Source organism: Bacteroides salyersiae WAL 10018 = DSM 18765 = JCM 12988, assembly GCF_000381365.1.
Lineage (GTDB): Bacteria > Bacteroidota > Bacteroidia > Bacteroidales > Bacteroidaceae > Bacteroides > Bacteroides salyersiae.
In genome coordinates this window covers 83,541-97,344 of the sequence record NZ_KB905469.1, presented here as the reverse complement: position 1 = coordinate 97,344, position 13,804 = coordinate 83,541, and the positions used below count along the sequence as shown (strand labels likewise).

Below are 13,804 nucleotides of genomic sequence, written 5' to 3'. Positions count from 1 at the left end.
ATTGTCTCTTTTACTATGCTAAATCGTATCAAGACGATGCTGTGACTTGTCTTTTTGTCTCCGATGGGAATGTCGCACCTTTGCAATGTTAACGTTAGCAAGGTAATAATCATTAGTATTTATTTAACAAAAAAGAAAATTATGGCAATTAGATTTAAAAGAGTTTCACGGTTGAGTGATCCGACAAATCAAGATTCAGTTAAGAGAACGTATCCTATTATTTCGTATAAGTATGACACTCCGGCAACTCTGAAAGAGGTGGCACAGGAAATCAGTGGAAACTCTGGTGTGAGTGAAGGTGAGACAATCAGTGTACTGAAAGACTTTCGGACATTGATGCGTAAAATTCTTTTAGGAGGACGCTCGGTAAATATTGACGGAATAGGTTATTTCTATCTGTCGGCACAAAGTAAAGGGACGGATAAGGCGGAAGATTTTACAGCAAGTGACATTACCGGATTGCGCATCTGTTTTCGTGCAAACAAGGATATACGTCTTAATGCGGGCGCATCGTCTACTCGTACGGATGGACTGATGTTTAAAGATCTGGATAGACTGAACGATGAAGGCACCGATGCTCCTTCCGGTGGCGACGGGGAAGGGGAAGACCCGGCTGCATAACGCAGATAGATGCAACTGACTACAATTATGGCCTTCATCACTGCCCTTGGCGGGTTGGAGGCCATTAAGTGGCTGGTGCGGTTTGTGACTTTCCGTAAGATGGATGTCCGGAAGGAGGAGGCATCGATAAATAGTATGGAAGCAGAGAACCGCAGGAAAACGGTGGACTGGTTTGAGGAGCGCCTGGAACAGCGTGAAGAGAAAATCAACGGACTTTATGCGGAGTTGCGGAAAGAACAGGAGGAGAAGATCGGTTGGATGATTCGCTGTCATGAAGTAGAGTTGATACAGAAAGAATCGGAAATAAAAAAGTGTGATATAAGAGGATGTGTGAAACGTATTCCTCCATCGGATTATTGATTTGAAAGAAAGGATTTATGGTTATGAGAAAGATCGATTCTGTGATTATACATTGTTCGGCTACGAAAGCCGGAATGGATTTTAGTGTTGCGGATATAGACCGTTGGCATCGTGCCCGGGGGATGGACGGGATAGGTTATCATTATGTAGTCCGGCTGGATGGAACCGTGGAAAAGGGGAGAGAGGTGGAAGTGGCGGGTGCGCATTGCTTGGGATGGAACGGGCGAAGTATAGGCATTTGTTATATCGGAGGACTGGATACGAACGGGAATCCTGCCGATACACGGACGGATGAGCAGAAAAAATCGATGAAGGGGCTTGTGGAAGAGTTGAAGTTGCGGTATCGGATTGTGACGGTGATGGGTCACCGGGATACTTCGCCGGATTTGAATGGGAATGGGATTATAGAACCGGGTGAGTTTATAAAGTCCTGCCCCTGTTTTGATGTGAAAAAGTGGTTGATGGTCTGGAGCCTTTCGCTTTTCTTTTGGGCTTGCGGGACTACCGAGTGTATGGAAAATCATCGTACGGAAATAGATACCGCTGTGTTGGAGACCGAAACTGAGAAATTTTCCGGTGTACAAAAGAGATTGCGGAAAATACAGGAAAGGATGAATGAACATGTGGAGGAAACGATTTTTGTGTGGACGGAGGATACTGCGGAAATGGTTGGACTTAAGGAAAGAGTATCACCACGAAAGAAGTTGCTTTCTGTAACAAAAAGGACTGTAGACAGGGACGGAAAGAGATTGCAAGAGGAGAAATTTGATGGTGCTGTTATGAAAACCGATTCATTGCAGGTGGCGGAGTATACACGTGTGAAAACGGAGGATCGGGTGGATAAGCAGGAGAAAAAGAGAGGAGGATGGGGAAATTGGGATTGTTGGCTGGAATTTGTGTAGTATGCATCTTATTTTTTAGAAAGATTTTTATTGTTGATAATCAGTGAGTTTTTGTCTTTGTGAATAAAAAAGTGAAAAAATAATCATCAAAAGTTTTGGCAGTCTCAAAATAAGCTGTACCTTTGCATCGCTTTTGAAACGGAAGTGTACGGGCGTTTAGCTCAGCTGGTTCAGAGCATCTGCCTTACAAGCAGAGGGTCGGCGGTTCGAATCCGTCAACGCCCACTATAAAAATCGAAACACTTCCGCCAATAAAAGGGCGTTTAGCTCAGCTGGTTCAGAGCATCTGCCTTACAAGCAGAGGGTCGGCGGTTCGAATCCGTCAACGCCCACAAAAAAATGAATAAAAAGGTGCCTTGCAATATTTATTGTGAGGCATTTTTGTTTTCTTACCTCTTTTATATAAACTTTCTATCCTCTTTGTGCATTATAAATCAAGAAAAAGAGCTAATTTTGCAAACTGATAATTATCTGAACGACATATGGAACTTGATTTATTAACGGCCATTTCTCCTATTGATGGCCGATACAGAGGCAAAGCAGAAGCTTTGGCTGACTATTTTTCTGAATACGCACTGATAAAATACCGCGTGCAGGTAGAAGTGGAATATTTCATCACTCTGTGTGAATTGCCTCTACCACAACTCAAAGGAATCGACAAAAGTGTATTTGAAGCTTTACGTGCTATCTATCGTAACTTTTCTGAAACAGATGCCCAGCGCATTAAAGAAATAGAAAGTGTGACCAATCACGATGTGAAAGCGGTGGAGTATTTCCTTAAAGAGGAATTTGATAAGTTGGGCGGATTGGATGAATACAAGGAATTTATTCATTTCGGCCTGACATCGCAGGATATTAATAATACCTCTATTCCGCTTTCGATCAAGGAGGCGTTGGAAAAAGTGTATTATCCCCAGATTGAAGAATTGATCGCTCAACTGAAAACATATGCTGCAGAGTGGGAAAATATTCCGATGCTTGCGAAAACGCATGGACAACCGGCTTCTCCAACGCGGTTGGGTAAAGAAGTGATGGTGTTTGCTTATCGCATGGAGCGGCAATTGGCTACTTTGAAAGCCTGTCCTGTTACTGCTAAATTCGGTGGGGCGACAGGTAATTACAATGCGCATCGTGTGGCTTACCCGGAATATGACTGGAAGGCATTTGGTAATCGTTTTGTGGCTGAGAAACTTGGTCTGGAACGCGAAGAGTATACTACGCAGATTTCAAATTACGATAACTTATCGGCTATTTTTGATGCAATGAAACGGATCAATACGATCATGATCGATATGAACCGTGATTTCTGGCAGTACATCTCTATGGAGTACTTCAAGCAGAAGATCAAAGCCGGTGAGGTGGGGTCGAGCGCTATGCCGCATAAAGTAAATCCGATCGATTTTGAGAACGCGGAGGGAAATTTGGGTATAGCTAATGCTATTCTGGAACATTTGGCGGTAAAGTTGCCGGTATCGCGCTTGCAACGTGACTTAACGGATTCGACTGTGTTGCGTAATGTCGGTGTTCCTTTCGGACACATCGTTATTGCTATTCAGAGTTCTTTGAAAGGATTACGTAAGTTATTGCTGAATGAAGCAGCTATTTATCGTGATCTGGATAACTGTTGGAGTGTAGTTGCCGAAGCGATTCAGACTGTTTTGCGCCGGGAGGCTTATCCGCATCCGTATGAAGCGTTGAAAGCATTGACAAGAACCAATCAGGCGATAACGGAAAGCTCTATCAAAGAGTTTATCGAAGGTTTGGATGTTAGCGAAGATATAAAGAAAGAATTAAGAGTAATTACCCCGCATACTTATACGGGACTCTGAGAAATCTCTAAATACCGGCCGTGAGGCCAATGTTTAATTTTTATTCGAATAAAGTAATGAGTACAGAAAACGAAGAATGGCGTGACAGCTCTAATGAAGAGAACACAGGCGCCGGCCGTGATGGTAACAGGTCTTACAACAGGGAAGGTGGGTACAATCGCCCTTCTTACAATCGTGAAGGTGGCGATCGTCCGTATCGCCCGAGATTTAATCCTAATAGTGAAGGAGGCGAACGTCGTTCGTATGGTGATCGTCCTCAGCGTCCTTCTTACAATCGTGAAGGCGGTGATCGTCCGTATCGTCCGCGTTATAATAACAATGAAAGTGGTGAGCGCCCGCAGCGTTCGTATGGTGATCGTCCGTCTTATGGTGATCGTCCGCAACGTCCTTCCTACAATCGTGAAGGCGGTGATCGTCCGTATCGCCCGCGTTTCAATAATAATGAAGGTGGCGAACGTCGTTCATATGGTGATCGTCCTCAGCGTCCTTCCTATAATCGCGAAGGGGGGGACCGTCCGTACCGTCCGCGTTTCAATAATAATGAAGGTGGCGAACGCCGTTCGTATGGTGACCGTCCGCAGCGTCCTTCTTATAATCGCGAGGGTGGTGATCGTCCGTACCGTCCGCGTTTTAACAATGGCGGCGAGGGACGTCCTCAAGGATTTGCCCGTCCGCAACGCCGTACCGGTGATTATGATCCCAATGCGAAATACAGTAAGAAGAAGCAGATAGAATATAAGGAGCAGTTTGTAGACCCTAACGAACCGATTCGTTTGAATAAGTTTTTGGCCAATGCCGGAGTTTGTTCACGACGGGAAGCTGATGAGTTTATCACGGCAGGAGTTGTTTCGGTAAATGGTGAAGTGGTAACGGAATTGGGTACTAAGATCAAACGTTCTGATGTGGTGAAATTCCATGATGAACCGGTAAGCATCGAGCGTAAAGTATACGTTTTGTTGAACAAACCGAAAGATTGTGTGACTACTTCTGATGATCCTCAAGCGCGTCTAACTGTGATGGACCTTGTGAAAGGAGCTTGTAATGAGCGTATTTATCCGGTAGGTCGTTTAGACCGTAATACGACAGGGGTGTTGTTGCTGACCAATGACGGGGATCTGGCTTCTAAACTGACGCATCCGAAGTTTTTGAAAAAGAAAATATATCACGTTTATCTGGATAAGAATTTGACGAAGGCGGATATGGATCAGATTGCGGCAGGGATACAACTGGAAGACGGTGAGATTCATGCAGATGCTATCAGCTACGCGGATGAGAATAAACGTGACCAAGTAGGTATCGAGATTCACTCCGGTAAAAACCGTATCGTTCGTCGTATATTCGAATCATTGGGATACAAGGTGGTTAAGCTTGACCGTGTATTCTTTGCCGGTCTCACTAAAAAAGGACTGCGTCGTGGTGAATGGCGTTATCTGACGGAACAGGAAGTGAATTTCCTCCGTATGGGATCATTTGAGTAACGGAAAAGAACTTAAGTAACGAGTAGTCAAGTAGTAAGTGGTTAAGTAGTAAGTAGTAAGTAGTTAACTACTCCCTACTTGACTACTACTCTATAATAATGTATATAAAATAGTTATGGAAAAGATTAGTAGAACAAAAATTGTCGACCTGATGAAGCGCGAGGATTTTGGCGCGATGGTCAATGTGAAAGGATGGGTTCGTACCCGCAGAGGTAGCAAACAAGTAAACTTTATCGCACTGAATGACGGTTCTACAATAAATAATGTGCAGGTGGTAGTAGACCTGGCCAACTTTGACGAAGAGATGCTGAAGCTTATTACTACAGGCGCTTGTTTGAGCGTGAATGGGGTAATGGTGGAATCGGTCGGTTCCGGTCAGAAAGTGGAAGTGCAGGCTCGTGAAATCGAGGTGCTGGGTACTTGTGATAATACGTATCCGTTGCAGAAAAAAGGGCATTCTATGGAGTTCCTCCGGGAGATAGCTCACTTACGTCCCCGTACCAATACATTTGGTGCCGTGTTCCGTATCCGTCATAATATGGCGATCGCTATTCACCGGTTCTTCCATGAGAGAGGCTTTTTCTATTTCCATACTCCGATTATCACGGCTTCGGACTGTGAAGGTGCCGGGCAGATGTTTCAGGTTACTACCAAGAACCTGTATGATCTGAAAAAGGATGAGAACGGTTCTATCATTTATGATGATGACTTTTTTGGGAAACAGGCAAGTCTGACAGTATCCGGACAGTTGGAGGGTGAATTGGCGGCAACGGCTTTAGGAGCCATTTATACGTTCGGGCCGACATTCCGTGCGGAAAATTCAAATACCCCCCGTCATCTTGCCGAGTTCTGGATGATTGAGCCGGAAGTGGCATTCAATGATATTACGGATAACATGGATTTGGCGGAAGAGTTTATCAAATACTGTGTGAAATGGGCTTTGGATAACTGTGCCGATGATGTGAAGTTCCTGAATGACATGTTCGATAAGGGGTTGATAGAACGTTTGCAGGGCGTACTGAAAGAAGATTTCGTACGTTTGCCTTATACTGAGGGTATTAAGATACTGGAGGATGCCGTAGCAAAAGGACATAAATTTGAATTCCCTGTTTATTGGGGAGTGGATTTGGCTTCGGAGCATGAACGTTATTTGGTGGAAGAGCATTTCAAGCGTCCGGTGATTCTGACGGATTATCCGAAAGAGATCAAGGCTTTCTATATGAAGCAGAATGAAGATGGAAAGACGGTTCGTGCTATGGATGTGCTGTTCCCGAAAATTGGTGAAATAATTGGCGGTTCGGAACGTGAAGCGGATTATGACAAGTTAGTGACACGTATTGAAGAGCTTCATATCCCGATGAAAGATATGTGGTGGTATTTGGATACGCGTAAGTTCGGTACTTGTCCTCATTCCGGTTTCGGGCTTGGATTCGAGCGCTTGTTGCTTTTCGTGACAGGTATGGCTAATATTCGCGATGTTATTCCGTTCCCGCGTACGCCACGCAATGCGGAATTCTAACGAATTACCCTGAAATAATATAAAAGCCTGCATTTTTTTGAGATGCAGGCTTTTTTTATTGCCTTACAATTGTTATAACCTCAAAAGATTTCTTTATATTTGTAAGCGACAGGCCTTGAGAATGTTAACTAAAACAATACGGCGATGAGAAAACTCTATTTTTTTACCATGCTGACAGTGATGCTGTTTGCGGTAACAGGTGCTATGGCTCAGAAAAAAGCGAAGTTTCAGCCTGCCAATCTGAAAGGAATCTGGCAGTTGTGTCATTATGTGTCGGAGGTTCCGGATGTTCCGGGAGTGTTGAAACCCAGTAATACATTCAAGGTCTTGAGTGATGATGGACGGATTGTGAATTTTACCATTATTCCGGGGCAGAGTGCTATCATTACGGGATATGGTACTTATAAGCAAGTGACAGGGAGTTCCTATAAAGAGAGCATTGAGAAAAATATTCATCTGCCTATGTTGGATAATAAGGATAATATCCTTGAATTTGAAATTGAAGATGACGAACTATTGCATTTGAAGTATTTTATAGCGAAAGATTTAAACGGCAATGAACTGAATTCCTGGTTTCATGAAACATGGAAGCGTGTGGAAATGCCGGCGGTATTTCCGGAGGATATTGTGAGATAGGGGGGGCGGATAAGTTTTTGGTATACATTTCTCTGTCCGGGCAACGGATCATTCTTGCCCGGATGGAGTTTTTTTGTTTATCGGCCCTCTGTTCGTTTTTTCTTTTCGCTCTTCTTCTTTGTGTGTCAATCCGATAAATCTAAAAAAAGGTAGAAAATGTTTGCCAATTCAAAGAAAAGCCGTACTTTTGCAAGCCGATTATTATCTCAAAAGGATAAGAGATTAATTCATAGCAAGTTAATCTTCCTTTGTCCGGGGAAGGTTAATGAGTGGTGAGAAAATTTTTAGTAGTAACATTTAAAAAATGAATTAAGAGTGGATACTTTAAGTTACAAGACCATTTCTGCAAACAAGGCAACTGTAACCAAAGAATGGGTTATCGTTGATGCCACAGACCAAACATTAGGTCGTCTGGGCGCAAAAGTTGCGAAACTGTTGAGAGGGAAGTATAAACCAAACTTTACTCCTCATGTAGACTGCGGTGATAACGTTATTATCATCAATGCAGACAAAGTTAAATTAAGCGGTAACAAATGGAATGACAGAGTTTATTTGTCATATACAGGTTATCCCGGTGGTCAGAGAGAGGTGACTCCTGCCCGTATGATCGCTAAGCCTAACGGCGAAGATAGATTGCTGAGAAAAGTAGTGAAGGGCATGCTTCCGAAGAACAGACTGGGAGCTAAATTGCTGAGCAATATGTATGTATACGCTGGTAGCGAACACAAACATGATGCACAGAACCCGAAATCAATTGATATAAACTTACTTAAATAAGAGATAATGGAAGTAGTAAATGCATTAGGCAGACGTAAACGTGCTATTGCACGTGTATTCGTAAGCGAAGGTACAGGAAAGATTACTATTAACAAGAGAGACCTTGCAGAGTACTTTCCATCAACTATTCTTCAGTATGTGGTTAAACAACCGTTGAGCAAGTTGGGTGTTGCTGAGAAGTATGACATCAAAGTAAACTTGTGTGGCGGTGGTTTCACTGGTCAGTCTCAGGCATTGCGTTTGGCTATTGCCCGTGCATTGGTTAAGATGAATGCTGAAGATAAAGCTGCTCTCCGTGCTGAAGGATTCATGACACGTGATCCGCGTTCTGTTGAACGTAAGAAACCGGGTCAGCCGAAAGCTCGTAGAAGATTCCAGTTCAGTAAGCGTTAATGTGCTGCCTGACGGAACATGTTTAGTATCTAAACTACCGGGACTCTTTATTTATTCTTAAGGCTACCCGGCGGTTGGTTTAGAAAAACAAAAAAGAAAGTAAACGATTAAAAGAAAAACAAGATGTCAAGAACAAATTTTGATACATTATTGGAAGCCGGTTGCCACTTCGGACACCTTAAAAGAAAGTGGAACCCTGCAATGGCTCCTTACATTTTCATGGAACGCAATGGTATTCACATCATTGACCTCCACAAAACAGTTGCAAAAGTTGACGAAGCTGCGGAAGCTTTGAAACAAATTGCAAAATCAGGCAAGAAAGTCCTTTTTGTTGCTACTAAAAAACAAGCTAAACAAGTTGTAGCTGATAAAGCTGCATCTGTAAATATGCCTTATGTAATCGAACGCTGGCCGGGTGGTATGTTGACTAACTTCCCTACTATCCGTAAGGCTGTGAAGAAGATGGCTACTATCGACAAGTTGACTAACGATGGTACTTACTCAAATCTGTCTAAGAGAGAAATTCTTCAGATTTCTCGTCAGCGTGCCAAGCTGGACAAGACTTTGGGTTCTATCGCCGACCTGACTCGTCTGCCGTCTGCATTGTTCGTGATCGACGTAATGAAAGAAAATATCGCTGTTCGCGAAGCTAACCGTTTGGGTATTCCTGTATTTGGTATCGTTGATACTAATTCTGATCCTTCAAACGTAGATTTCGTAATTCCGGCTAATGATGACGCTACTAAGTCAATCGAGGTGATTCTTGATGCTTGTTGCGCTGCTATGCAGGAAGGCCTGGAAGAAAGAAAAGCTGAAAAAATCGATATGGAAGCTGCCGGTGAAGCTCCTGCTACTAAAGGCAAGAAGAGATCGACTAAGGCAAGACTCGACAAGTCTGACGAAGAAGCAATCAATGCAGCTAAAGCTGCTGCTTTCATTAAGGAAGACGAAGAAGCTTAATATACTGTAAGTAGTCAAGTAGTAAGTAGTTAAGTAGTAAGTAGCAATACTTCTACTTTTTGTAGCCAACATTTCTACTTGACTACTTAACTACTTAATACTTGACTACTTTTTTTATAAACGAACTTAAAATAGAAAAATATTATGGCTGTAACAATGGCTGATATAACCAAGCTGCGCAAAATGACCGGAGCTGGTATGATGGACTGTAAGAATGCGTTGACTGAAGCTGATGGCGATTTCGACGGTGCAATGAAGATTATTCGTGAAAAGGGACAGGCAGTTGCTGCAAAACGTTCGGATCGTGAAGCTTCTGAAGGTTGTGTACTTGTAAAGGTTGCCGATGGCTTTGGCGCTATAATCGCTTTGAAATGCGAGACTGACTTCGTTGCTCAGAACGCTGACTTTATTAAGCTGACTCAAGATATTCTGGATGCTGCAGTAGCAAATAAGTGTAAGACTCTGGAAGAAGTTAAGGCTCTTCCGATGGGTGACGCTACTATTGCTCAGGCTGTAACAGATAGAAGCGGTATCACAGGCGAAAAAATGGAATTGGATGGCTATATGACTTTGGAAGGTCCTGCTATCGCTACTTATAACCATCAGAACAAGAATTTCCTTTGTACAATGGTTGTTTTGAATAAGGTGGTAGATGCAAAAGTAGGTCATGAGATTGCTATGCAGGTTGCTGCTATGAATCCGATCGCTGTTGATGAAGCCGGTGTACCTGCTGATGTATTGGAAAAAGAAAAAGAAATTGCTGCTGACAAGGCTCGTCAGGAAGGTAAACCTGAGAACATGATTGAAAAGATCGCTATGGGTCGTATCAGTAAGTTCTACAAGGAAGTATGTTTGCTGAAACAGGAATATATCCAGGACGGTAAGATGACTGTTGCAGAATATCTGAAGTCAGTAGACAAAGATTTGACTGTAACTGCATTCAAACGTTTCACTTTAAGAGCTGAATAATTCGGTAATTAAAATATAATAAAGACGGCCGCTCGAATTTGTTTTCGTAGCGGCCGTTTTTTATGCTTTTAGCAACCTGTTCTCATCGTGTGGCGATTTCCCCGCTTGGGAAGCACTATCCGATGGGTTTGGTTTGGGTGTAGCCTTCTTTTTTAAGGAGCTCCAGTATTTTTTGTTTAAAGTCGCCTTGTACAATGATTTCTCCGTCTTTGGCTGCACCGCCTACACCGCATTTGGTTTTGAGAAACTTGCCAAGATCTTTCAGGTCATTGTCGGTACCAACGAAGCCGGTAATGAGTGTTACTACCTTTCCACCCCGGTTTTTACGATCGAGCTGTACCCGTAAGTTTTGTTGGGCGGGGGCGGGGGTGCCCTGCTCTTCATCATCGTCCGTCTCGTAATTGAAATTCGGGTTAGTGGAATAGACAACGTTCAACCGTTCCTTCCAATCGTTATTATTCTTCATGTTTCTTGTTTTTTAGTTCTTATTTTTGATTTCAATGAAAGAGGCCGGATTGTTTTCGGTGAAGAAAATATAAACGGATTCTTTATTAAATGGTCAAAAATAATATTTTGCAGTGAATCTTGCAATTATTTGCACTTTTTGTCGTCTAATACTTAATGATAAGATATGGAACGCCTTTATTAAGAGGTTGCCTGTATTTTTCCTTTAAGGCAATGATGATAATTTAAGATAGAATAGGATGAAGCGATATGTGTGGTTTGTAGTTTTGTGCTTTTGGACTTTGTCTTCCATTGCGCAAACTTTTAAAGGGCGGGTAACTGATGAGAAAGGAGAAGCGGTACCTTATGCCGCCCTTTATCTGAAAGAGCTGAAATGGGGATTTACTACCGATGATAATGGCTGTTTTCAGACAGAGTTGAAACCGGGGCATTATACTTGTGAGGTTTCTTCATTGGGATATACAGGGCAAAGTTTGTCCATACAATTATCGGCCCGGGGGGTGGAAAAGAATATCGTATTGGCTGAACGCATTTATTCGCTGAATGAAGTAAATGTGGTGAAAGGGGCGGAAGATCCTGCGTATGCAGTGATGCGGAGAGCCATAGCCAATGCACCTTATTACCGGACTCAAGTGAAAGGGTTTACTGCCGGAACCTATCTGAAAGGTACGGGAAAGGTGAAGAACATCCCTGCCGTATTGAAACTCTCCAAGGAAGTAAGGAAAGAATCTAAAAAATTATTAGGTAAATTGTTTCTGCTGGAGGAGCAGCGTGAGGTGATTTTTAAAGCCCCGGATGTATGGGAAAACAGGGTAAAGGCTTATAGTAATACTTTTCCCGATGAAATTCAAATACGATTAGGGCTGACCACGATTAATCTTTATGAGCCTACTGTTTTTGATAAAATTTCTCCGTTGAGTAAAGGGGCTTTTTCTTATTATCGTTTTAAATTGGAAGGTTGTTATGCCGAAGGAGAACACCTGATTAATAAAGTCAAGGTGATTCCTCGAAAAGATAATCCGAAATTGATAGCTGGCGATTTATACATCGTCGAAGGCCTTTGGTGTGTGTCTGCTGCCGATCTCTCTGTCCGCCAGAGCGGAATGAGAGCCACAATAAAAGTGACCTGCAAAGAAGTGCAACCTTCCGTTTTTCTTGCCACTTCCACCAGTATGGAGTGTTCGATCGATATGATGGGGCTCAAGGCGGAAGCTTCTTATCTGGCAGCGGTTCATTATGCTCGTGTGGAGGTAAATGATAAACTGGAGATAAAGAAGAAGAAAGAAGAAATGATAGCTAAAGTTGTCGCTGGTGCTACAGTACCGGTTTCCAGGCAGGTGAGAAGACAGCAGAAGTTGCAAAAACAGATAGAGAGCTTGGCGGGTAAAGAGGACTTGACGATGCGTGAAGCTTATAAGTTATCGAAGTTAATGGAAAAGTCGATTGAGAACGCAGATACATTAAAACCGGAACATAAATATGAGCGGAGGGCAGAGAGGAACCGTTGGAATGTGAAGACTGATTCGCTTGCGGATAAGAAAGATTCTCTTTACTGGGTGGCTGTACGTAGTGTGCCTTTGAAGCCGGAAGAGGTACAGAGCTATATCCATAAAGAAAAACTGACCGTTTCTAAAGATTCTCTTCAGAAAGATAGTGCAAAAACGAGGTCGGCCGGTGGGAAAATCATGCAGGCATTTTGGGTGGGGGATACATACCGGACAAGGAATAAGAAAGCCTGGATCAGTTGTTACGGATTGCCTTCGTATATCCCGGAATATAATTTTGTTGATGGATTCTGGTTGGGAGCAAAGTTGGAAGCAGGGATTAAATTGTCTCGGACGGTGACTTTGCGCTTGGTTCTTTCCTTATATTATACAACAGCCCGTAAGGCACCGGTGGGACAGGGAAAGCTGATACTGGATTATGCTCCGCGCCATAGGGGACAACTCACGTTTTCGGGAGGTGTCCTGTCTGCTGACTATAATGAGGAAAGCGGGGAAAGCCGGTTGATAAATGCGATCGCTTCTTCTCTCTTTGGACGTAATGAGGTGAAATTGTATGATAAACATTTCCTGTCTGCCGGGCATGAGATAGAACTTGCTAACGGATTGCTTTTTTCCGCTTCGTTTGCATGGGAGCAACGTAAAATGCTGGAGAATTATATATCGAAGAGTTGGTTCAAACGGAAAGCGGAACCTAACATTCCTGCCAATCGCTTTTTTGTGCCAATGCCGGAAAATGAGTTGCTGAAAGCTTCTTTTATGTTGGAGTACACGCCGACACATTACTATAGGATGGTACATGGAAAGAAGATCTATGAAGAGTCCCGTTTTCCTACTTTCACATTCCGTTACGATCGTGCTTTTTCAATGGGAGGGGTAAAGCTGTCTCCTTCTTATCATTTAACTGAATTTTCTGCGAAGCAGCGTATCGGGTTCGGTATGTTCAATCGTTTCAATTGGTATGTGAATGCGGGAGCTTTTTGGAAGGCTGCCGGAATGCAATTTCCCGATTTTAAGCATTTTGCAACAACAGCTCTTCCGTTTACGGAAAGAACATTCGATACGGGGTTTGCCTTATTGGATAATTATGCTTATTCTACCGATACCCGTTGGGTACAGACGAATATATCCTGGTATACTCCGTATTTATTGTTGAAACAATTGCCTTTTCTGAAGAAGAAAAACTTTGATGAGGCTTTGCATCTTCGCTCTGTGGCGGTATATGACAGGAAAGTTTATACGGAAGTGGGCTATTCGGCCGGGCTTTACGAGATGGCACGTATCGGGGTATTCGCCGGCTTTGATGATTTGAAGTTCCGTTCCGTCGGAGTTTCCGTAAGTATTCCATTGTCAATGTTGAGAGAATACTGACCTTCTATGTAGAAATTATGTT

13 protein-coding genes and 2 tRNA genes are annotated in these 13,804 nt (G+C 43.0%); 14 read left to right on the top strand and 1 reads right to left on the bottom strand.

The genetic code is table 11. The features are described 5' to 3' along the window. Positions 1 to 141 precede the first annotated feature (141 nt). The 13 genes from HMPREF1532_RS19515 to tsf all read left to right on the top strand — a co-directional run bounded on the left by HMPREF1532_RS19515 (position 142) and on the right by tsf (position 10,444). Entirely contained in the window at positions 142 to 621 is a 480-nt protein-coding gene (locus HMPREF1532_RS19515; RefSeq protein WP_005934105.1) for an HU family DNA-binding protein, read from the top strand. A gap of 9 nt (positions 622 to 630) precedes the next feature. Continuing rightward, positions 631 to 981: a hypothetical protein gene (locus HMPREF1532_RS19510; RefSeq protein ID WP_005934104.1), complete on the top strand. Its 351-nt coding sequence runs from the start codon at positions 631 to 633 to the stop codon at positions 979 to 981. Between the two features lie 23 nt (positions 982 to 1,004). After that, positions 1,005 to 1,883: an N-acetylmuramoyl-L-alanine amidase gene (locus HMPREF1532_RS20600; protein WP_005934102.1), complete on the top strand. Its 879-nt coding sequence runs from the start codon at positions 1,005 to 1,007 to the stop codon at positions 1,881 to 1,883. Between the two features lie 150 nt (positions 1,884 to 2,033). Then, positions 2,034 to 2,108, top strand: a tRNA-Val gene (locus HMPREF1532_RS19500). A gap of 32 nt (positions 2,109 to 2,140) precedes the next feature. Then, positions 2,141 to 2,215, top strand: a tRNA-Val gene (locus HMPREF1532_RS19495). 150 nt (positions 2,216 to 2,365) lie between these two features. Beyond that, a complete protein-coding gene (gene purB / locus HMPREF1532_RS19490; RefSeq protein WP_005934100.1) occupies positions 2,366 to 3,712 on the top strand; it encodes an adenylosuccinate lyase in 1,347 nt (448 codons plus the stop codon). Between the two features lie 56 nt (positions 3,713 to 3,768). After that, positions 3,769 to 5,190: a pseudouridine synthase gene (locus tag HMPREF1532_RS19485; protein WP_005934098.1), complete on the top strand. Its 1,422-nt coding sequence runs from the start codon at positions 3,769 to 3,771 to the stop codon at positions 5,188 to 5,190. A 115-nt stretch (positions 5,191 to 5,305) separates the two neighbouring features. Then, the gene (asnS, locus tag HMPREF1532_RS19480; protein ID WP_005934095.1) at positions 5,306 to 6,709 is read left to right on the top strand and encodes an asparagine--tRNA ligase; all 1,404 of its coding nucleotides are present in this window, start codon (positions 5,306 to 5,308) and stop codon (positions 6,707 to 6,709) included. A 144-nt stretch (positions 6,710 to 6,853) separates the two neighbouring features. Next, complete coding sequence (locus tag HMPREF1532_RS19475; protein ID WP_005934092.1) at positions 6,854 to 7,345, top strand: DUF4488 domain-containing protein; 492 nt, start codon at positions 6,854 to 6,856, stop codon at positions 7,343 to 7,345. A gap of 315 nt (positions 7,346 to 7,660) precedes the next feature. Next, positions 7,661 to 8,122: a 50S ribosomal protein L13 gene (rplM, locus tag HMPREF1532_RS19470; protein ID WP_005934089.1), complete on the top strand. Its 462-nt coding sequence runs from the start codon at positions 7,661 to 7,663 to the stop codon at positions 8,120 to 8,122. Between the two features lie 6 nt (positions 8,123 to 8,128). Next, positions 8,129 to 8,515: a 30S ribosomal protein S9 gene (rpsI, locus tag HMPREF1532_RS19465; RefSeq protein WP_005934085.1), complete on the top strand. Its 387-nt coding sequence runs from the start codon at positions 8,129 to 8,131 to the stop codon at positions 8,513 to 8,515. A 123-nt stretch (positions 8,516 to 8,638) separates the two neighbouring features. Next, positions 8,639 to 9,475, top strand: coding sequence for a 30S ribosomal protein S2 (rpsB, locus tag HMPREF1532_RS19460; RefSeq protein ID WP_005934084.1), 837 nt, complete (start codon positions 8,639 to 8,641; stop codon positions 9,473 to 9,475). Positions 9,476 to 9,619: 144 nt separating this feature from the next. After that, positions 9,620 to 10,444: a translation elongation factor Ts gene (tsf, locus tag HMPREF1532_RS19455; RefSeq protein WP_005934082.1), complete on the top strand. Its 825-nt coding sequence runs from the start codon at positions 9,620 to 9,622 to the stop codon at positions 10,442 to 10,444. Positions 10,445 to 10,559: 115 nt separating this feature from the next. Here tsf and HMPREF1532_RS19450 read toward each other — a convergent pair whose 3' ends face one another. After that, positions 10,560 to 10,910 carry a translation initiation factor gene (locus HMPREF1532_RS19450; protein WP_005934079.1) on the bottom strand — a complete coding sequence of 117 codons (351 nt, stop codon included), beginning with the start codon at positions 10,908 to 10,910 and terminating at the stop codon, positions 10,560 to 10,562. A gap of 238 nt (positions 10,911 to 11,148) precedes the next feature. Here HMPREF1532_RS19450 and HMPREF1532_RS19445 point away from each other — a divergent pair, with 238 nt between their 5' ends. Further along, entirely contained in the window at positions 11,149 to 13,782 is a 2,634-nt protein-coding gene (locus HMPREF1532_RS19445; RefSeq protein ID WP_005934077.1) for a DUF5686 and carboxypeptidase regulatory-like domain-containing protein, read from the top strand. The last annotated feature ends 22 nt before the right edge of the window (positions 13,783 to 13,804 follow it).